The following is an 18,466-nucleotide window of genomic DNA, read 5'->3' as shown; positions in this document are numbered from 1 at the left end:
CGATTGCAGCACGCCCACGAGTGACAGCATGAGTGACATTTTGGCGGCCGCCCGAAAGCGAGTAGCTGCCCGCACAAATGGCTGAATATCAGCTCACCGTTCGTGCCCAGTCGCAACTCATCGACATATATGATTTTTCCGTCGCGACGTTCGGCACGTATCAGGCCGAAGCGTATCTCGCAGGCCTCGAACGGACTTTCGACTTGCTCGCAAATTTTCCTCGAATAGGTCAACTGGCGGACGAACTGGCGCCCCGACACCGTCGTTTCCACTTCCAGTCTCACACCATCTTCTACACCGATGAGGACACCCACGTGTTGATCCGCGCGATTTATCATCGCGCACAGGACATTGGACCGCAGCTTTTCGACTAACTTTTCCGAAGAACGAGAACTTGCCATGCACTACACCCCTCCCCCGCGCGATCCCAAGGCGCCGCCCATCCGCATCAACCTGTTGTCCGACACCCAGACGCGGCCGACGCCGGGCATGCGCGAGGCGATGGCGAAGGCGGAGGTCGGCGACGAGCAGATCGGCGACGATCCGAGCGTGAACCTGCTCTGCGAGCGCGTGGCCGATCTGCTCGGCAAGGAAGCGGCGGTGTTCATGCCGTCGGGCACGATGTGCAACGTCGCGGCGACGCTGGTGCATTGCCGGCCGGGCGACGAGATTTTGGCGCACGAGACCGCGCACGTCATCGCGCGCGAGGGCGGCGCACATGCGGCGCTCGGCGGGTTTCAGATCATGCCGCTGAAAGGCGCGGACGGAAAATTCTCGCCGGAAACGTTTCAGGCCGCGCTGCATCCGCGCTCACGCTACCAGCCGCCGCAGACCGTCGTCAGCGTCGAGCAGACCGCGAATATCGGCGGCGGCACGATCTGGAAGAAGGCCGATCTCGATGCGGTCGTGAAGATCGCCAAGGAAAACGGGATGGCCACCCACATGGACGGCGCGCGGCTGCTCAATGCCACCGTCGCGACCGGCATTTCCCCGCGCGACATGACGGCGGGTTGGGATTCCGCCTGGATCGATTTCTCGAAAGGTCTCGGCGCGCCGATCGGCGGCGTCATCGCGGGCTCCCGCGAATTCATCGACGAGGTCTGGCGCTGGAAGCAGCGGCTCGGCGGCTCGATGCGGCAGGCCGGCGTCTGCGCCGCCGCCTGCCTCTACGCGCTCGACCATAATGTGGACCGTCTTGCGGACGATCATGCCAATGCGCGCGCGCTGGCGCGCGGGTTGTCGCAGATCGAGGGCATCGAGGTGCAGGAACCCGAAACCAACCTGGTGTTCTTCAAGCCCGACGGCGCGGGCATCTCCGGCGAGAAGATGGTGGCGGCGCTGCGAAAGCGCGGCGTGCTGCTTGCGATGATGGACGGCCGCATCCGCGCCTGCGCGCATCTCGACGTTACCGCCGCCATGATCGAGGAGATGGTGACCCACGTGCGCGAGATCGTGCGCACTCAAGTCTAGCTCATCAGCCGACCTCGACCAGCGCAGCCTGGTCCGCTATGCACTCCGGCCCGGCGGGAGCACGACGACGGTCGCGCCGGGCTTCACCCGATCAACGAGGTCGATGACGTCCTCGTTGGTCATGCGGATGCAGCCCGACGAGATGGCCTGACCGATATATTCGGGCTGGTTGGTACCGTGGATGCGGTAGAGAGTGTCCTTGTTGCCCTGATAAAGGTACAGCGCCCGCGCGCCGAGCGGGTTATCGGGACCACCTGGAATGCGCTTCGGGTAAGGACCGAGCCGGGCCTGGATCTCCGCCGTCGGAATCCAGTCCGGCCATTCAGCCGTGCGGCCTACCGTAGCCACGCCGTACCAGGCCAGCGCTTCCTCGCCGACCGTCACGCCGTAGCGGATCGCCTTGCCTCCGGGCAGGACATAATAGAGATAACGCGCGTTGGTATCGACCAGGATCGTGCCGGGCTGCTCCCTGCGCGAGTAGTCGACAATATGCCTGCGATAGTTCTCTGGAATGCTCGCCTGTGCATAACGCGCGTGCGCGAGCAACTGCCGGTCCCTTGGGTTCAACCTGGCATCGGACGGTGCGAGCCTCGATTGCATGCAACCGCCGAGCAGAAGCCCGAGCAACCCCACGATCAACCACGCCAGCCGGGACGTCGGCACTGCCTGTCCTCCAAAGCGCTACGTTGACGTATTTGCTGCTCAAATAGTGCAGAAATCATGGCGCCTTGGGAAAGCAACTTGGCCAAAACGGTGTCGATCCACCGCGCCGGTATCCCCGGCGAGAAGATGGTGGCGGCGTATGGCGCAGGCTCAACTCGCCTGCCGCACCTCCGCCCGGCGCGACGTCGCGCCAACCTCGCCGAGGACCGCGGTCGTGGCATCCAGCGCCGTTTCAGCAATGGCAACGGTGCGCGGACGCCATAGCGTGATGCCAAGCGCGAGATAGGCGGCGCAAGTCCACAGCGATTGCCAGTTCTCCATCCCTTCATTCAGCGCGATGTAGGGCGCTGTGACGGCGAACAATCCCGCGAACACCGTCTCGGCCAACGGCCGGGCATAGGCTTCTCCCGAGTTGAGGAATGCAACGGCAAAGAACGGCACGACGGCCATGGTCAGGCCGGCGAACGGAAAATCGCGCCAGCGCGCATCGAACACGAGGCTCAACGCCGTCTGCGCCGCGAGCACCGTCGTCACGATCAGGACAACGCCCAACATCGCCGTCATCAACGGCGGGCGCTTGCCCTCCGGCGGCCCGAGTATTTCGGCAAAGGTCGGAAGCGGACGCCCCGTCATCAAGGCATGGGCCGACAGCAGCGGCGCGGCTATTCCGGCGGCCAGCAACAGGCCCTGGATCAGCCAGCCGCCGAGCCCGAAACTTTCATGGAGCATCTTGCCGGCGCCTATTCCAAGCAGGATACCGCCGACCGTCGCCGATATCGCCACCGCGACCCATGACGCCAATGACGGCGACGACAGCCGAAGCCTCAGCGTCAGGAGGGCTGCTCCGAATATGCAGGCGCAAAACACCAGTCCGAACGTCATTTGCAGTATCCAGAACGGATAGTTGCTGATGTCAGCTCCATCGGGATATTTCAGCTTGCGATCGGTCCCGTCGAGCGCGCCCCAATAGCCGCCCACCGTGCCTTCCCACCGCCGCTTCCACGGCTCGTCATACGCTTCGAACAGGTTGACGCGAAATTTTTGCCGTTCGGCACGGTCGAGAATTTCCGAAATGAAGCGGGCCTGATTGATGCGAGAGGGCAAGGCACCGTTACGCATCCGCCCAAAGCTCGGCCAGCCGGTTTCGCCGATCAATATCTCCTTGCCCGGAAACGCCGCCACCATCTGTAGCCGGAGCTGGTCCACATGGGCGGCAGCGTCTTCGGCGCGGGGCGGAACGTCTTCCCAATAGGGCAGGAAGTGCACGGTGACAAAATCGACGTCGGCGCCGACGTCGCGGTTGCGCAGCCAGTATTCCCAGACGTCGGCATACGTCACCGGGACAGCCACGCGCTGCTTGACCGAGCGGATGATTTCCCGCAGGTCGGATGCGATCATCTCGCCGCGCAACAGAACCTCGCTGCCGACGATGACCGCGGTCACCGTGGCGGGGTGATCGCGCACCAGCGAGATCGCGGTGTCGGCAAGCAGAGCGTTCTTTGCGCGGTCGCGTCCGATCCAGACACCAAGCAGGACTTTCAATCCGACTTTGGAAGCAAGCTCCGGCACCTTGTCCAGGCCATTGTCGATCGAATAGGTGCGGATGCACCTCGTTATTTTGGACAGCTCCGCCAGATCCTCGGCGATCTGGTCCGGGCTGACGACCAGATCCGGATCGTGCGGCGTCTGGTCGCCCCTGAACGGAGCGTAGGATACGCATTCAAGTTTTGCCGCAGGGTCGATCGGCGCACGGGCCAGGGTGACCGGCAAAGCCAGCCACCACCAGACCGAAGCGACGATACCAAGGGAAATGAAGAAGAGCGCCAGCGGCGTGCGCAAGGTGATGTCCCTGTCCCGGTTTGCGCGATGTGACGGAGGTTTGTACCTTCCGGTTTCGACCTGTATCAAGGCCCCGCAGCGGCTGTCCCCTATTCGTCCAACGCAGAGACAAGACGTGATGGCACCCTACGGATTTTCCCGCCGCCGATTCGCTGCGCTCACGGGCTGGACCGTTGTTGGACTGGCGGCCCCGTCGGCCGCATCCAGTCAGGCCCACCGGGGCGACCAGAATAGCCGACAGGCCTCCGCCGCGTTTCCCAGCGGCTTCGTATGGGGGACGGCGACCTCCTCCTATCAGATCGAGGGCGCCGTCAATGAAGACGGCCGCGGCCCGTCGATCTGGGACCGCTTCGCACATATGCCGGATACCATCTCCGATCGCAGCAACGGCGACACCGCGACCGATCACTATCACCGGTACAAGGAAGACGTTGAGCTGATGAAGGCGCTGGGCACGAAGGCCTATCGGTTTTCGATTGCCTGGCCGCGGGTCTTCCCGGACGGCGCCGGCAAGCCAAATCCCAAGGGGTTCGATTTCTACGACCGGCTGCTGGATGAGTTGTTGCGCAGCGGAATCGCACCCTATGCAACGCTCTATCACTGGGACCTGCCGCAGTCCCTACAGGACCGCTATGGCGGCTGGAGCTCGCGCGATACCTCAAAGGCGTTTGCGGACTATGCGGGCCATGTCGCGAGGCGCCTGAGCGACCGGATCTCGCACTTCTTCACCATCAACGAATGCTCCAGGCACGTTCACCTCGGGCACGGCGAAGGCGCCGATGCGCCTGGCCTCAAACTGCCGCGATCCGGACAAAACCAGGTCCGCCATCACGTCGCGCTCGGACATGGCCTTGCCGTGCAGGCAATCCGGGCGCACGGAAAGCGTGGCACCAAGGTCGGTCCGGCAGAAAACGCCGTGAGCTGTATTCCCGCGATTGAAACGCCTGCCAACATTCGCGCCGCCGAGATCGCAACGCGCGAATTCAACGCGGGCTATCTGACCGTGATGCTGGAGGGAAAATATACCGACGCCTACCTGGCGCCATCCGGCAACGACGCACCGAAATACACCGCCGAGGATCTGCGCATCATTTCATCGCCGGTCGATTTTGTCGGGCTGAACGTTTACACGCCCGACCATTACGTCATTGCCGCCGACAACGAGCTCGGCTTCACGTCGCTGCCGTTTCCAAAATCGTTTCCGCGCATGAATGCGGCCTGGCTCAGGCCCGGTCCCGAGGCGATCTACTGGGTGCCGCGCCATGTCGCGAAACTCTGGGGCGTCAAGTCGATCTATATCACCGAGAACGGAACATCGGGCAGCGACCAGCCGGCCGCGGACGGAAAGATTTACGACGTAGACCGCATCATGTACCTGCGGAACTACCTGACGCAGCTACAGCGCGCGACTTCGGAGGGCGTGCCGGTGCAAGGCTATTTTCTCTGGAGCCTGATGGACAATTTCGAATGGGCGGACGGATACGAGCAACGTTTCGGCCTCTACCATGTCGATTTTGCCACCAAAGCCCGCACGCCAAAGCTGAGCGCGGAATTCTATCGGGAAACGATCGCGCGCAACGCCGTCGCCTAGGCTTCTTACAACCGGTTTCCATTATTCAAACATTGTTGATTTGAAGTATGGGGATATCCCCCTACATCACCGGTTAATGTGGGGATACCCCCATACATCGACCAAATGCGGCAAACCGGCTCGGGTGAACCCGGCATGCATGACGGAGAACCGTTACGTGAAACAGTCCTTTCGCTCGGATAGTTCGTGCATCGTGGCAGCGATGCGCGCTGCCACTCGTCGGCTGACGCAGCTGTATGATGAGGCGATGGCGCCAACCGGCTTGCGCATCACTCAATTTCACGTCCTTGCGGAGCTGGAACGGCGATCAGCCGATCCTCCAACCGTCGGCGAGCTGGCTGAGATCCTGATTATGGAGCGATCCGCGCTTGGCCAAACGCTTCGGCCGCTTGAACGCGACGGTTTCATCGACCTGGGTCACGACGAGCGCGACGGGCGCCGTCGGCCCGTCAAGTTGACAAGAGCCGGCAAAGATAAGGTGGTCCGCGGACGGCGCTATTGGGCCGACGCTCATGAAAAATTCGAGCGCTTCTTCGGAGACGATCAATTGGTCGTCTTGCGCGAGACGCTGCGCGGCATCGCCGAAAGCCCGCAACTTCCTGAAACTTTTCGATAGATCGCTATGGCCTCGAGGAGAGAGCAATGATCGAACCAATCACCGTAGACCATGTCACTTTTGTCAGCGACCGGAGCTTCGAGGCCGTCGTTCGTGCCTTCGAGCAACAAGTCGGAACGCTTGAAGAAACAGGTTGGCCGGCAATACCGGCAGCTTCACGTGATCAGGACGATTTCGAACGTCGAGTTCGTGACGTGCTGGGCCCCAGCGGCTTCACACGTTTCCTGACGATCGATCACGGCGACTGGGTCAGCAAGCACGAGCGTCCTACCCGGTTTTTGATGTATACGATCGGCAACCCGCTGATCGCGATCACAATGATGCGGCATGACATCGAGGCAGGCCTCGATGTGCCGGTCAGACTGGCAATCTATGAGCATACCGACGGCAAGACGAGGTTGGTGTTCAACAAGCCATCAAGTCTCATGAGCGGGCTTCGGAACGTGGCGGTCCAGGACGCCGCCTACAAGCTTGATGCGAAGATGATGGCGCTTGGCGAAGCCGTGACGGGCGCAAAAGCATAATCTTGTCTGGCAGACCGAACGGCGTTCGTGCCGGTCTCTGGTTGTCCGTCGGCATCCTCGCCGTAGCGAGCGTCGTCGCCGCTTTCCAACCGAACCGGCGGGCGATTGACCATCGGTATCCAGCCGAGAGACGGAACGCAGCCGGCAAGTGAATTAAGTGAACCGAGTGAGGCAGGATGAGGATCATGACCGATAATATCACTCAGATGGACGCCAGCCGCATCGCGGGACTCGTTGCCAAGAGGGAGCTGTCGCCGGTCGAGATCATGCAGGCCCATCTCAATCGTATTGCCGAGGTCAATCCCAAGGTAAACGCCATTGTGACGTTGGCCGATGGCGCACTGGACGCTGCCAAGAAAGCCGAGGCAGCCGTCAAGCCGGACGCTCGATTGGGTCCTCTCCATGGCGTTCCGTTCACCGTCAAGGATGGAATCGACACGGCGGGCGTGCTGACACAGCGCGGTTCGCCAATTTTCAAAGGGCGCGTGCCCGATACCGATGCCACCGTCGTAGCCAGGCTGAAGGCCGCCGGCGCCATCCTCATGGCAAAGACGAACCCGCCGGAATTCTCTTACTCGATCGAAACGGACAATTTCCTGACGGGCCAAACGAACAACCCCTGGAACCTCGACTACACCCCGGGCGGATCCAGCGGTGGTGAATCCGCCGCCATCGCAGCTGGCATGTCGCCACTCGGCGTGGGCAGTGATCTCTCGATCTCATTGCGCGGCCCGGCCGCGCATACCGGTATCGTTGGATTTAAGGCCACTCACGGTCGAATGCCGATGACAGGCCACTGGCCGCGGGTGCCACGTCGTTTCTGGCACATCGGTCCGATGGCACGTTCGGTTCGCGATGTGGCGCTCGCTTATTCCTTGATGGCAGGACCCGACGGCGCCGACGGCTTCTCAATCAGCTCGCCCGGCCTCGATACGGGGCTGGGCACGAAAAAATCGACCCGTCAGGTTCGTGTGGGCTGGCTGGCCTCTCCAGGCTTCTTCGGACCAACCGATCCAGAGGTGGTCGCGACCGTGAAGGCAGCGGCTCATGCGCTTGGCAATGCCGGCTGTCACGTCGAGGAGGTCCGGTTGCCCGTGCTGGAACAGACCGATGCCAGCAGCGTGCTCTGGCAGCTCCAACAGATGGAAAGCCGGCCCGAGTTCGAGAAGGTCACCGCCGGCCACGCGGCCCAGATCTTCAGGCATGCCAAATTGATTCTTGACACACCTGACACACCGATAGGCGACTTCGTCGCCGCCGAGCAGGCGGTGGAGCGTCTCCGCGACAGCTTCGTCGACTATTTCCAACGTTACGATGTGCTGCTCGGTCCGGTGACTCCGTTCCCGGCAACCAAGCACGGACTCAAGGACCTCGTTGTCGATGGCAAGACGGTTTCACCGTTCCACGTGCAGAGTGCGACCGCGCCCTTCAGCCTGACCGGCATGCCCGCCCTGTCGATGCGGTTCGGAACAAGCCGCGACGGACTTCCGATCGGCGTGCAAATCGTCTCCTCCTGGTGGGCGGAATCGACTGTGCTTAAAGTCGCCTCGCTGCTTGAGGAAGTGAGCCCTGCCCGCAACCTTCACCCCGCGTTGTAACGTCATCAAATGGCGGGCGCTTCCGTCCCTCCTTTCGCGAGAGGTCTCGCTGCATGATTGCAGAGCCCGTCGAGTACGTGCGCCGGTCCCGCAAGCGTCAATCCTTCCGAAGACCCTTGCCCATCGATTCAAACATCATCGTCTTCAGGTTCAGTTGGATCCGGCCGCCCTGCGTGGGTGCCATCACCATGAAGACCGCCAACATGTCATCCACGGGATCGACGAAATAGAAGCTGCCGCCGGCGCCGTCCCAGCGATATTCGCCGAGCGGCCAGGTCGTGCCCGGCGGCGGCGAGGTGCGCACGGCAAAGCCCAGACCGAAGCCGCTGGTTGGGCCCGGAAAATAGAAGGGATCGTGAATGATCCCGGTCTCGGGCCCGATTTGATCTGACGTCATCGCCGCGACCGTCTCGGGCTTGAGGTAGCGCTTGCCGTCCAGCTCGCCTTTATTGAGCAGCATTTGCAGGAAGCGGGCGTAATCGGTGATCGTCGAGATCAGGCCCGCCCCGCCGGATTCCCAGCGGCGCGGTATCGTCGGGTCCCGTATTCCGGCCACCCGAAAGCGGTCGATTGGATATGCCCTGGCGATGAGCGGCCACTTTGCCTTGTCCGCGACGTAGTACGCGGTCTCGGACATGCCGAGCGGATCGAACAGCCTCTGCTTTTCGAATTGGTATAGCGACTGCCCCGAGGCCACCTCGACGACGCGACCGAGCACGTCGGTGGAATGGCTGTAGTTCCAGCGCGTGCCGGGTTGATCGGCGAGCGGCAGTGTCGCGATCCGGTCGGCAAACTCGGCGTTGTCGAAATCTCCGGCATACAGCTTGGGATCGGAATAGAGCTTCTTGATGACACCTTCGCCGTAGAAGCCGTAAGTGATGCCCGACGTGTGCCGCAGCAGGTCCCTGATGGTGATCGGACGCTCCAGCGGCTCGAGCTTGAGAACGTGCTGTCCTGCTTCATCGGATAGATCGACGCCGACTTTTGCATCCGCAAAAGCGCGAATGTATTTCGATACGGGATCATCGAGCGCCAGCTTGCCGTCGTCGACCAGCATCATCGCGGCAACCGAGGTGACGGCCTTCGACATCGAATAGATCTGGAAAAGCGAGTCCGGCGTCATCGGTTGCCCGGTGTCCGGGTCGCGCACGCCGAAACTTTCGAAATAGACCGGCTTGCCGTGCTGGCAGATCAGGAAAACCGCGCCGGGAATCTTGCCGGTCGCCACCTCGTTGCGGATAGTGTCGCCTAGCCGGCCAAGCGCCGCGCGTGAAAGAGTTCCGGGCGCCCTGGTTTCGGCATGCAGCTCCGGCACCCAGCCGAAAACCAGGGCAGTCGAAAGCGCCGCCAGAACAGGGCGGCGCGCCACAAACATCCTGTCAGTTGACCATGGCTTCATAGACGAGCTGCTTGAGGGTGCGCTGGACGCGCTGACGCTCCGAGGGCGTCTGCTCCAGGATCACGAAGAACATGTCCTGCTTGCGGTCGATCACCATGTAGCAGCCGCTGGCGCCATCCCATTTCAGCTCGCCGAGCGAGCCCGGCGGCGGTGGTTTGGCGTTGCCGGGATCAGTGCGGACGGCAAGCCCAAGGCCCATGCCAAAGCCGTCCCCGGGGAAATAGAAGTAATCGCGCTCGACGCCAGAACCCTTGCTGGCGTGGTCCGATGCCATCTCCTCGAACGTCTTCGGGCTAAGATAGGTCTTGCCGTCATACGTGCCGCCATTGAGCAGCATCTGCGCGAATTTCGAAAAATCCGACATGGTCGAGACCATGCCGCCGCTGGCGGATTCCCACTTCTGGCGGACTTCCGTCCGGTACTCGCGCCCCACGCGGAAATTGCTGTCGTTCGGCACCGGCTGGGCGAGCCGCGCCTGCCGCTCCGGCTCGGTGACGAAGAAGTTGGTGTCGACCATTCCCATGGGATCGAGCAGCTTTTCCTTCTCGATCGCGAGCAGCGATTTTCCTGATGTGATCTCCATGATCCGCGCCAGGATGTCAGTGGAATGGCCGTATTGCCAGAGCGCGCCCGGCTGGTTGTGCAGCGGCAGTTTGGCGATGCGCTCGGCGAATTCGGCAAGGTCGAATTCGCCCGCGTAAAGATTAGCCGCCGCATACGCCTTGCGCACCAGGCTGTCGCCGTAGAAGCCATAGGTGATGCCCGACGTATGACGCATCAGGTCAAGAACGGTCATCGGCCGGACCGGCGGCACCAGTTCGAGCGTCTTGGTGCCGTCGTCCTTTGTCTTCTCGACGCCGACCTTCACATCGGCAAAGGAGGGAATGTATTTCGAGACGGGATCGTCGAGCTTGAACTTGCCGTCCTGGATCAACTGCATCGCCACGACAGACGTGATCGCCTTGGTCAGCGACGACAGGCGGAAGATGGTCTTGTCGTCGATCGGCTTCTTCGACACCACGTCCTGCACGCCGAAGGTTTCGTGATAGACGTCCTTGCCGTGCTGCCGGATCAGGATGTTGGCGCCTGATATCTTGCCAGTCGCGACCTCGTTCTTGAAGAACTCGGTGATCTTGCCGAGCTTCTCCTGGTTGAACTTCGCACCCGGCGGAATGTCGAAGGTACCTTCAGCGGCAGCCTGTGGGCCGACGCACACCATCAGCAGCGCGCCGAACACCGGCGCGCGCAGCAACGCTCTAAAACTCATCAACCCCTCCCGGTTAATCGGGGGAGTTTAGCGGAGGGGTCAGTCGGGGCAAGGGCTACCAAAGGCTTCCAATGCCTCTTCGTGTAGCAGGCCGCTATCCCTTGAAAAGCAACAGAAAATGACGCGCTCCATCGAGGGGGCTGACGGCAACGCCTTCACCGTGGTTGCCACCGCAATCCGGGAAGCACGGTCGGCGGGAAAGCGATAGACGCCGGTCGAGATGGCGGGAAACGCGATCGAGACCAGGTCACGCGACTGACACAATTCAATCGCGCGGCGATAGCAGGAGGCGAGCAGGTCAGCTTCGCCGCGCTGGCCGCCATTCCATACCGGTCCGACGGCATGGATCACATGCTTCGCCGGCAGCTGATAGCCTTTGGTGATTTTTGCATCGCCCGTCGCGCATCCATTCAGGGTGCGGCATTCGACAAGCAACTCAGGCCCCGCCGCATCATGGATTGCCCCATCGACGCCGCCCCCGCCAAGGAGCGACGTGTTGGCGGCGTTGACGATGGCGTCAACGCTTAATGTCGTGATGTCGGCAACGATGACCTCGAGCCGCGCTGTCCCGATCAGGCGCGCGGCCAAGCGTCAGCCTCACGCCGCAGCGTTGGCTACGACGCCCTTGTCGGCAAAAAGCTGCTGCAATTCGCCGGCCTGGAACATCTCGCGGATGATGTCGCAGCCGCCCACGAACTCGCCCTTGACGTAGAGCTGCGGAATGGTCGGCCAGTTCGAATAGGTCTTGATGCCGTTGCGCAGTTCGGCGGACTCGAGAACGTTGAGGCCCTTATAGCCGACGCCGATGTGGTCGAGGATTTGCACCACCTGACCCGAAAAACCGCATTGCGGGAATTGCGGCGTGCCCTTCATGAACAGCACGACGTCGTTCGACTTCACTTCGTTGTCGATGAATTGCTCGATGCTCATCTTCATTTCCTTTTGGAAAGCCATGCCCCCTGCGGCATGGCTTCGGCGGGACCGGTCCGACCGATGTAATCCCGAACTGCCCTATATGTAACCCCAAACCCTTGTTCGTCCAAAGTAAAATGGCGGGGAGCCGCCATGCGGCGGCAGACGGCAGCAGGGATGGGCCTGCCGGCGGCCCGGACGGCCATTGCCTGACGGCCGCAATATCATCGCCGGCGGAGGCTTTTTTCGCGAAACGAACGCCCTATCTAGGACGAACCTGTCAGGAACCTGTTCGCCCGAGCAACGTTCTCTCCCCACCCGGAGACCAAGAGTGACGAAACCAGTATCCGCCGCGGCCGCCCTTCCCGCCTCTCCGTCACTGTTCTCCGATTCCGGGACATCGGCCCAGAATCTGGTTGAGGCCTATCTTGCGGTGCGGGAAGAGACCGAGCGCCGGGCCGCCCCCCTCTCGCCCGAGGACCAGCTCATCCAGTCGATGCCGGACGCCAGCCCGGCGAAATGGCACCGCGCCCACACCACCTGGTTCTTCGAGCAGTTTCTGCTCGGCGAGCATTGCGAGGGCTATCGGGTCTTCCACCCGGACTACGCCTATCTCTTCAATTCCTATTACGTCAGTGCCGGCCCGCGGCACGCCCGCCATCAGCGCGGCCATCTGACCCGCCCGGGCGCCGATGAGGTCGCCGCCTATCGCCGGCATGTCGATGCCGCCATGGTCAAGTTCTTCCAGTCCGCCGGCGAAGAAAAGCTGAGAGAGCTGGCGCCGCTGGTTGAGGTCGGCCTCAACCACGAGCAGCAGCATCAGGAATTGATGTTCACCGACATCCTGCATGCCTTTGCGCAAAATCCGATTCCGCCGGCCTACGATCCGGCATGGACTTTTCCGGCCTCGAACCGCGACGGCGAGGAGTGGGCCGTGCTCAACGAAGGCATTCACACCGTCGGGCATGCCGGCGACAGTTTTCATTTCGACAATGAAAAGCCGGCGCATCGCGCGCTGGTCGGTCCGGTCAAGCTCGCACGCAACCTCGTCACCAATGCCGAGTGGCTCGCCTTCATGGAAGACGGCGGCTACCAGACCGCGACGCTGTGGCTGATGGACGGATTTGCCGTCGTCGGCAACGAAGGCTGGGAAGCGCCGGGCCACTGGCGCAAGAGCGGCGGCGAATGGAAGATCATGACGCTCGGCGGACTCCAGCCGATCGATCCCGACGCGCCGGTCTGCCACGTCAGCTATTACGAGGCGGACGCGTTCGCGCGCTGGCGCGGCAAGCACCTGCCGACCGAGATGGAATGGGAAGTGGCGGCGCGCGCCGGCCAACTCAACGACGCCTTCGGCATCGTCTGGCAGTGGACCCGCTCGTCCTATTCGCCCTACCCCGGCTACCGGGCGATCGAGGGCGCGCTCGGCGAGTACAACGGAAAATTCATGGTCAACCAACTGGTGCTGCGCGGCTCGTCGCTTGCAACTCCGGCCGGGCACAGCCGTATCACCTATCGCAACTTCTTCTACCCGCATCACCGCTGGCAATTCACGGGACTGCGCCTCGCCGACTACGACTGACTTTCGCCTGGCTTTTCGCCTGACTTTTCCTTGGGCATGAGCGGTCCATGCCCGACCACTGGATCAAAAGCGCGCCGGTAAGCGCGTTCAGGAGAGTATCATGAATGTGCACGCCCCCGCTTTGGCCACGGAGCATCAACTCGATGATGCGACCTCGGTGTTTGCCGGCGATGTGATCGAGGATCTGGCGCAGCATCCGAAGAAGCTTTCGCCGAAATATTTTTACGACGCCAAGGGATCGGAGCTGTTCGAGCAGATCACGGTGCTGCCCGAATATTATCCGACCCGCACCGAGCTTTCGATCCTGCGCGACCGCGGCAAGGAGATCGCGGCGATCATCCCGCACGGCGCGGCGCTGATCGAGTTCGGCGCCGGCGCCACCACAAAAGTGCGGCTGCTGCTCAAGCGCTGCCAGTTCGGCGCCTATGTGCCGGTCGATATCTCGGGCGACTTCCTCAACGCGCAGGCGGACGGCCTGCGCAAGGATTTTCCAGACCTCGACGTCTATCCGGTAGCCGCCGATTTCACCGCGCCATTCGAATTGCCGGCGGCGATATCAGGCATGCCGAAAGTCGGATTCTTTCCGGGATCGACGCTCGGCAATTTCGAGCCGCACGAGGCAGCGGCTTTCCTGCGCACCGCGCGAAAAATCCTCGGCGACGGCGCGCAGATGATCATCGGCGTCGATCTCGAAAAGGACGAGCGCACGCTCTACGACGCCTATAACGACAAGGCGGGCGTCACCGCGCGCTTCAACCTCAATGTGCTGGAACGCATCAATCGCGAGCTCGGCGGCAATTTCGATCTCTCGGGCTTCATGCACCGCTCGATCTACAACAAGGACCGGCACCGCATCGAGATGCACCTGATCAGCCGCAAGGCGCAGAACGTGCGCGTGCTCGGGCACAGCTTCTCGTTCCGCCCCGGCGAGAGCATTCACACCGAGAACAGCTACAAATATTCGCTCGAGCGTTTTGCGGAGCTGGCGCGCGGCGCGGGCTGGAAGGTGACGGAATCCTGGACCGACAAGGCGCGGATGTTCTCGGTCCATGCGCTGGTGGCGTCGGACTAAGGCGAAAGCGCCCGTTCAGGTCTTGCAGCCGGTCCGGTGGCGGGCGGCCCTCGGCCTGCGGGGCGGCACGATCGGCGGCGCGGGCACGATCCAGTGGTCGGTGACGCGCTGTGCGGTCAGAAGCCAGGTGTGAATGATCCGCCATTTGTCTCTGCCGCGGGACGGAAAATCCAATAGCGGCGATTTGGCGTCCTGTAGCTCGATGAAAAACTTCAACGAATCTTTTCCGGTGGGCCCGCCCGGCTCGATCGCCTGCGATCGGATCCAGCGGTCCCATTGCTGAAGAATTTGCTCTCGGGCTATTTTTTGCTTCATCGGCGCGTGTTCCCAGCCACGGCTGAAACCGTGGAGGATGAGTTGACCGCGCCGGTCAAATTTTCGTGGCGAGAGAAGGTGTGCGCCGCCGCGCCCTCGATACCTTTCTCCCTAAACTGGCAGATATCTCCTAAACATTTCTTAACCCTGTTGGCCAGTGCGCGCAATTGCATTTGGTGCGGTTGGCGGCGCCAGCAAATCGCTCCACTCGCGCTGCCATTTCCCCTCCGATCCGTCCAAATTTTGACGCTGATTCGGATGAGTGTTGGCGCCAGCGGCTTGGCTGGGGTGAGTTCGCCAAGGGATGTACAGTTATGGGGAATGCGTATTCGCAACTTGACGACCAGAACCGGCCTGTCCGCTCATCCTCTCATCGGGATGGCGACGATACCGGCTGGGACAACGACATCGACAACGAACTGGTGTCGCTGCTCGAGGAAAACGCCCGGCTTCGGGCGCTCGTGGTCCGTTTGTCGGACCTCGTACTGAAGAATGTTGTCGATCAGAAATAGCTGGATTGATTGATTGCTAACCGCAACGTGTGCGGGGCCACTAACCTATTCTTCCGGCCCTGATTGCAACGACAGCGATTCCCATGCCGCCACCACGATCATGATCGCGGTGGTCAGGATCGACAGCCACAATGGCGACAGATCGCTCGCGAACCATGCAAGGATCGCGAGCGCCACAATGCCTGCGATGTGCGATAGCTGGAGAAAGCCGCGGATCGCGTGCTTGAACAGGATCATGCCGACCAGAAACACCATCGGCCCGCCGATCGTGCTGAGCACGGTCTTGATATCGGCATGGCCATCCGGATGCTTCAGCACCAGTTCATCCGACACCGCCGCCAGAATGATGCCGGCGATGATCGGCATGTGCAGATAGGTATAAGCAAGGCGCGCCACCCGGCCCGATTGCTCCGACTTCGAGATCATCTCGGAGCCTGCTTCCGCGCCCTTGTGGAAATAGACCCACCACATCGCGATGCTGCCGACCAGCGCGGAGACGAAGGCTGCGATGTTTTGCGCGCTCCACGTCAGTTCCGCGAAGGTCGAGCCGGTGACGACGATGGACTCGCCGAGCGCGATGATGACGAACAGCGAGCAGCGTTCGGCCATGTGGCCGCCTTCGACCCGCCAGGCTTCGACGGAGGAAAATCCGAGTCCCGGCGTCCAGAAGCGAGCCGCGGCGGAGAGGTATTCGATCGCCAGCGCGGCGATCCAGAAATAGAGCCGCTTGTCGCCCTCGGCGAGGCCGCCCGAGATCCAGAACACGCCCGAGACGCACAGCCAGATCAGGATGCGGGTCGCATTGTGGCGAACGGCCGTGCGGTGCGGCGGCGTCACCAGCAGCCAGAACAGCGTGCGGCCGACCTGCATCACCACATAGGCAACGGCAAACCAGAGACCGCGCCCCTCGAACGCCGAAGGAATCGAGGTCGACAGCACAAGGCCGCCCAGCATCAGGGCAAACAAAAGGATGCGGACCGGCGTCTGTTCGGGATCGAGCCAGTTGGTGACCCAGGTGGTGTAGACCCACACCCACCACACCGCGAGGAACAGCAGCGTGACCTGGACCGCGCCGTGCGTCGTGAAATGGTGCAGCAGCGTGTGCGAGAGCTGGGTGACCGCGAAGACGAAGACGAGATCGAAGAACAGTTCGGCGTTGGTGACCCGGCTGTGCTTGTCGGGCGCGATGACGCGGAACAGCGTACCGTGGGGATTTTCCGTGGTCATCGCCTCGCCCCCGGCGCGGCTCTAGCCTTCAGGCACCCCGGTCTGTAGCGCCAGCGCATGCAGCACGCCGCCCATCTGTCCCTTCAGCGACTGGTAGACGATCTGGTGCTGCTGCACGCGGGATTTTCCGCGGAACGATTCCGAGATCACCGTGGCTGCGTAGTGGTCGCCGTCGCCGGCGAGATCCCGGATCGTCACCACGGCATCGGGGATCGCTGCCTTGATCATCGATTCGATATCGCGGGCGTCCATCGGCATCCGGCATATCCTCCCTTGGTCGTCGAACTTGGGCCATCGAACAGGTTTCGAATCAGCGCCCGCTCGCGCGGCCGTGATCGCCAAACCTAGCGCGGACGGCCTTCTAGGTCACGTCCGGCAGGACTATATTAGACCTCTGAGGGTTTGAAATTGGCCAAATCCGCCGCAGGGATCACAACCGGCTGACCGAAAAAGGCGCAATAACATGAAACTACCGGGCCCCGACCATCCGATCACGATTTCACCCAATCCGAAACGCGTCCGCGTGACTGCCGGCGACATCGTCATTGCCGACACCACTCACGCGCTGACATTGAAGGAAGCGAAGTATCCGGCGGTGCAATATGTGCCGCGCGAGGATGCCAATATGGCACTGCTGGAGCGCACCGCCCGTACCACGCACTGCCCGTACAAGGGGGATGCGAATTATTTCAGCATCAGAACCGACGGCAAGTCGCTGGAGAATGCGATCTGGACCTATGAGACGCCCTTCCCGGCAATGGCCGAGATCACGGGGCATCTGGCGTTCTATCCCGACAAGGTGACGATCGAGGAAGTGGGATAGCTGCTTCCACAACCGTCATTTGCGAGCCAACGGGTCACGCGCGCCCGATGACAGGCTCCGCGCAGCAATCCTGCTTTTCTTTGTCGCAACAAGGAAAGCTGGATTGCTTCGTCGCTTCGCTCCTCGCAATGACTCGGAGAGGGCCGCGGGCCTTCGCTATGCCCTGAAGATCGTGAGCCCCAGTATCAGCAGCACCAGGAAGATCGCCACGAATACGTAGAACAGGAAGCGGGCGATATCGGCCGAGACAATCGACACGCCGGTAAAGCCGAGCAGGCCCGCGATGATGGAGATCACCAGGAAGATCAGCGCCCATTTCAGGATTGTCATCGCCCGCTCCTCAGCCTTCCGATGTCGTTGCCCGCCGTACCTAACTTCAGGCGATGGCGCGGGTTCCAGGGCAGAAGGGCGGCAACCGTCTGCCGCCCTTTCTGAATCGGCGTCACTTGCCGACCTTGCCCGGGAAGCCGGGATGGACGGGATCATCGCCCGGCAAGCCGCTCGGCGATCCGCCGGTACCGATCATGCCCGGCGTCGACGTGTTGGGCACGCCGGGCTGATTGGCGCCGGCACCACCGGGGATTTGACCCGTCCCCGTTCCGGTCGTGATTCCTGTTCCGGTGGTGGATTGGCCACCCGGCGCCGGCGAGATGCCGGCAGATCCCGGGTTCGGCGTCGTACCGACCGGCGGTATGCCGTTTGTGCCGGGTGCCATCTGTGCGGCACCTGCGGCTGCGCCGGCGTTCTGCGCAAAAACCGGGGTGGAAACAGCCATCGCGGAAGCCGCCAGCAGCGCAAGAAGAGATGATTTTCGTAGCATTTGAACACTCCGCATGATTGACCGGGCCAACGTCCCGCGGACTCCGGCCGTTCCCGGACATGCGTCAGATGCGCGATCACATTTGCCCGACCGGTCGCGCAACACGCCTTGCGAAATCCCGCTTCTGGTTGCGGCGTCGGCTGCCGACGCACGTCATGCCGAAGACACGCCAAGCACTCGATGCATGACGAGCCAGTTGGACTTTAGGGAAACAAGCTGCGATAGGCCTTGCTGAA

The 18,466-nt window shown here is 62.0% G+C and carries 21 protein-coding genes; 10 read left to right on the top strand and 11 right to left on the bottom strand.

Going from position 1 to position 18,466, the window contains the following annotated elements:
• The first annotated feature begins 77 nt into the window (after positions 1 to 77).
• Complete coding sequence (locus tag JQ628_RS23255; RefSeq protein ID WP_212225636.1) at positions 78 to 374, top strand: type II toxin-antitoxin system RelE/ParE family toxin; 297 nt, start codon at positions 78 to 80, stop codon at positions 372 to 374.
• Positions 375 to 399: 25 nt separating this feature from the next.
• The gene (locus JQ628_RS23250) at positions 400 to 1,470 is read left to right on the top strand and encodes a threonine aldolase family protein (RefSeq protein WP_212225635.1); all 1,071 of its coding nucleotides are present in this window, start codon (positions 400 to 402) and stop codon (positions 1,468 to 1,470) included.
• Positions 1,471 to 1,506: 36 nt separating this feature from the next.
• On the opposite strand, the gene JQ628_RS23245 is transcribed toward JQ628_RS23250, so the two are convergent.
• Both JQ628_RS23245 and JQ628_RS23240 read right to left on the bottom strand, forming a co-directional pair.
• A complete protein-coding gene (locus JQ628_RS23245) occupies positions 1,507 to 2,070 on the bottom strand; it encodes a L,D-transpeptidase (RefSeq protein ID WP_212225634.1) in 564 nt (187 codons plus the stop codon).
• Between the two features lie 213 nt (positions 2,071 to 2,283).
• On the bottom strand, positions 2,284 to 3,972 hold the full coding sequence (locus JQ628_RS23240; RefSeq protein WP_249128266.1) for a beta-(1-6) glucans synthase: 1,689 nt from the start codon (positions 3,970 to 3,972) through the stop codon (positions 2,284 to 2,286).
• Between the two features lie 118 nt (positions 3,973 to 4,090).
• Here JQ628_RS23240 and JQ628_RS23235 point away from each other — a divergent pair, with 118 nt between their 5' ends.
• From JQ628_RS23235 to JQ628_RS23220, 4 genes are all read left to right on the top strand, one after another.
• A complete protein-coding gene (locus JQ628_RS23235) occupies positions 4,091 to 5,563 on the top strand; it encodes a GH1 family beta-glucosidase (RefSeq protein WP_212225658.1) in 1,473 nt (490 codons plus the stop codon).
• A 139-nt stretch (positions 5,564 to 5,702) separates the two neighbouring features.
• Positions 5,703 to 6,179, top strand: a complete 477-nt coding sequence (locus JQ628_RS23230) for a MarR family winged helix-turn-helix transcriptional regulator (RefSeq protein ID WP_212225633.1) — start codon at positions 5,703 to 5,705, stop codon at positions 6,177 to 6,179.
• A gap of 26 nt (positions 6,180 to 6,205) precedes the next feature.
• Entirely contained in the window at positions 6,206 to 6,703 is a 498-nt protein-coding gene (locus tag JQ628_RS23225) for a DUF302 domain-containing protein (RefSeq protein WP_212225631.1), read from the top strand.
• Positions 6,704 to 6,888: 185 nt separating this feature from the next.
• Complete coding sequence (locus JQ628_RS23220; RefSeq protein WP_212225629.1) at positions 6,889 to 8,301, top strand: amidase; 1,413 nt, start codon at positions 6,889 to 6,891, stop codon at positions 8,299 to 8,301.
• Between the two features lie 97 nt (positions 8,302 to 8,398).
• Here JQ628_RS23220 and JQ628_RS23215 read toward each other — a convergent pair whose 3' ends face one another.
• From JQ628_RS23215 to grxD, 4 genes are read right to left on the bottom strand one after another with little or no spacing between them, the layout of a single operon-like run.
• Positions 8,399 to 9,700, bottom strand: coding sequence for a serine hydrolase domain-containing protein (locus JQ628_RS23215; protein ID WP_249128264.1), 1,302 nt, complete (start codon positions 9,698 to 9,700; stop codon positions 8,399 to 8,401).
• The gene (locus JQ628_RS23210) at positions 9,681 to 10,967 is read right to left on the bottom strand and encodes a serine hydrolase domain-containing protein (RefSeq protein WP_212225627.1); all 1,287 of its coding nucleotides are present in this window, start codon (positions 10,965 to 10,967) and stop codon (positions 9,681 to 9,683) included. The genes JQ628_RS23215 and JQ628_RS23210 overlap by 20 nt, the downstream gene beginning before the upstream one ends.
• A 39-nt stretch (positions 10,968 to 11,006) precedes the next feature.
• Complete coding sequence (locus tag JQ628_RS23205) at positions 11,007 to 11,555, bottom strand: O-acetyl-ADP-ribose deacetylase (protein ID WP_212225625.1); 549 nt, start codon at positions 11,553 to 11,555, stop codon at positions 11,007 to 11,009.
• A 9-nt stretch (positions 11,556 to 11,564) separates the two neighbouring features.
• Positions 11,565 to 11,897: a Grx4 family monothiol glutaredoxin gene (gene grxD / locus JQ628_RS23200; RefSeq protein WP_212225623.1), complete on the bottom strand. Its 333-nt coding sequence runs from the start codon at positions 11,895 to 11,897 to the stop codon at positions 11,565 to 11,567.
• A 313-nt stretch (positions 11,898 to 12,210) separates the two neighbouring features.
• Here grxD and egtB point away from each other — a divergent pair, with 313 nt between their 5' ends.
• Both egtB and egtD read left to right on the top strand, forming a co-directional pair.
• Complete coding sequence (egtB, locus tag JQ628_RS23195) at positions 12,211 to 13,461, top strand: ergothioneine biosynthesis protein EgtB (RefSeq protein WP_212225620.1); 1,251 nt, start codon at positions 12,211 to 12,213, stop codon at positions 13,459 to 13,461.
• Between the two features lie 100 nt (positions 13,462 to 13,561).
• On the top strand, positions 13,562 to 14,533 hold the full coding sequence (egtD, locus tag JQ628_RS23190) for an L-histidine N(alpha)-methyltransferase (protein WP_212225618.1): 972 nt from the start codon (positions 13,562 to 13,564) through the stop codon (positions 14,531 to 14,533).
• A 15-nt stretch (positions 14,534 to 14,548) separates the two neighbouring features.
• On the opposite strand, the gene JQ628_RS23185 is transcribed toward egtD, so the two are convergent.
• Complete coding sequence (locus tag JQ628_RS23185; protein WP_212225616.1) at positions 14,549 to 14,749, bottom strand: hypothetical protein; 201 nt, start codon at positions 14,747 to 14,749, stop codon at positions 14,549 to 14,551.
• A gap of 413 nt (positions 14,750 to 15,162) precedes the next feature.
• On the opposite strand from JQ628_RS23185, the gene JQ628_RS23180 reads away from it, so the two are divergent.
• Positions 15,163 to 15,360, top strand: coding sequence for a hypothetical protein (locus tag JQ628_RS23180; RefSeq protein WP_212225614.1), 198 nt, complete (start codon positions 15,163 to 15,165; stop codon positions 15,358 to 15,360).
• A gap of 45 nt (positions 15,361 to 15,405) precedes the next feature.
• Here the strand turns inward: JQ628_RS23180 and JQ628_RS23175 are convergent, their stop codons facing one another.
• Complete coding sequence (locus JQ628_RS23175; protein WP_212225612.1) at positions 15,406 to 16,587, bottom strand: low temperature requirement protein A; 1,182 nt, start codon at positions 16,585 to 16,587, stop codon at positions 15,406 to 15,408.
• A gap of 21 nt (positions 16,588 to 16,608) precedes the next feature.
• Positions 16,609 to 16,845, bottom strand: coding sequence for a BolA/IbaG family iron-sulfur metabolism protein (locus JQ628_RS23170; protein ID WP_212225610.1), 237 nt, complete (start codon positions 16,843 to 16,845; stop codon positions 16,609 to 16,611).
• Between the two features lie 205 nt (positions 16,846 to 17,050).
• On the opposite strand from JQ628_RS23170, the gene JQ628_RS23165 reads away from it, so the two are divergent.
• Positions 17,051 to 17,410 carry a DUF427 domain-containing protein gene (locus tag JQ628_RS23165; RefSeq protein WP_212225609.1) on the top strand — a complete coding sequence of 120 codons (360 nt, stop codon included), beginning with the start codon at positions 17,051 to 17,053 and terminating at the stop codon, positions 17,408 to 17,410.
• A gap of 156 nt (positions 17,411 to 17,566) precedes the next feature.
• On the opposite strand, the gene JQ628_RS23160 is transcribed toward JQ628_RS23165, so the two are convergent.
• A complete protein-coding gene (locus tag JQ628_RS23160; protein ID WP_212225608.1) occupies positions 17,567 to 17,740 on the bottom strand; it encodes a DUF1328 domain-containing protein in 174 nt (57 codons plus the stop codon).
• Between the two features lie 112 nt (positions 17,741 to 17,852).
• Positions 17,853 to 18,230, bottom strand: a complete 378-nt coding sequence (locus JQ628_RS23155; protein WP_249128262.1) for a hypothetical protein — start codon at positions 18,228 to 18,230, stop codon at positions 17,853 to 17,855.
• Positions 18,231 to 18,466: the final 236 nt, after the last annotated feature.

The organism is Bradyrhizobium lablabi (assembly GCF_018129385.1).
GTDB classification, from domain to species: Bacteria; Pseudomonadota; Alphaproteobacteria; order Rhizobiales; family Xanthobacteraceae; genus Bradyrhizobium; species Bradyrhizobium lablabi_C.
This window is presented reverse-complemented; position numbering and strand designations above follow the sequence as displayed.

Excerpts from the sequence above, each read along its gene's own strand:
- JQ628_RS23255 (WP_212225636.1), top strand. The coding sequence starts at position 78 with ATGGCTGAATATCAGCTCACCGTTCGTGCCCAGTCGCAACTCATCGAC.
- JQ628_RS23250 (WP_212225635.1), top strand. The coding sequence starts at position 400 with ATGCACTACACCCCTCCCCCGCGCGATCCCAAGGCGCCGCCCATCCGC.
- JQ628_RS23245 (WP_212225634.1), bottom strand. The coding sequence starts at position 2,070 with ATGCAATCGAGGCTCGCACCGTCCGATGCCAGGTTGAACCCAAGGGAC.
- JQ628_RS23235 (WP_212225658.1), top strand. The coding sequence starts at position 4,091 with ATGGCACCCTACGGATTTTCCCGCCGCCGATTCGCTGCGCTCACGGGC.
- JQ628_RS23230 (WP_212225633.1), top strand. The coding sequence starts at position 5,703 with ATGACGGAGAACCGTTACGTGAAACAGTCCTTTCGCTCGGATAGTTCG.
- JQ628_RS23225 (WP_212225631.1), top strand. The coding sequence starts at position 6,206 with ATGATCGAACCAATCACCGTAGACCATGTCACTTTTGTCAGCGACCGG.
- JQ628_RS23220 (WP_212225629.1), top strand. The coding sequence starts at position 6,889 with ATGACCGATAATATCACTCAGATGGACGCCAGCCGCATCGCGGGACTC.
- JQ628_RS23215 (WP_249128264.1), bottom strand. The coding sequence starts at position 9,700 with ATGAAGCCATGGTCAACTGACAGGATGTTTGTGGCGCGCCGCCCTGTT.
- JQ628_RS23210 (WP_212225627.1), bottom strand. The coding sequence starts at position 10,967 with ATGAGTTTTAGAGCGTTGCTGCGCGCGCCGGTGTTCGGCGCGCTGCTG.
- grxD (WP_212225623.1), bottom strand. The coding sequence starts at position 11,897 with ATGAGCATCGAGCAATTCATCGACAACGAAGTGAAGTCGAACGACGTC.
- egtD (WP_212225618.1), top strand. The coding sequence starts at position 13,562 with ATGAATGTGCACGCCCCCGCTTTGGCCACGGAGCATCAACTCGATGAT.
- JQ628_RS23180 (WP_212225614.1), top strand. The coding sequence starts at position 15,163 with ATGGGGAATGCGTATTCGCAACTTGACGACCAGAACCGGCCTGTCCGC.
- JQ628_RS23175 (WP_212225612.1), bottom strand. The coding sequence starts at position 16,587 with ATGACCACGGAAAATCCCCACGGTACGCTGTTCCGCGTCATCGCGCCC.
- JQ628_RS23170 (WP_212225610.1), bottom strand. The coding sequence starts at position 16,845 with ATGCCGATGGACGCCCGCGATATCGAATCGATGATCAAGGCAGCGATC.
- JQ628_RS23165 (WP_212225609.1), top strand. The coding sequence starts at position 17,051 with ATGAAACTACCGGGCCCCGACCATCCGATCACGATTTCACCCAATCCG.
- JQ628_RS23160 (WP_212225608.1), bottom strand. The coding sequence starts at position 17,740 with ATGACAATCCTGAAATGGGCGCTGATCTTCCTGGTGATCTCCATCATC.
- JQ628_RS23155 (WP_249128262.1), bottom strand. The coding sequence starts at position 18,230 with ATGCTACGAAAATCATCTCTTCTTGCGCTGCTGGCGGCTTCCGCGATG.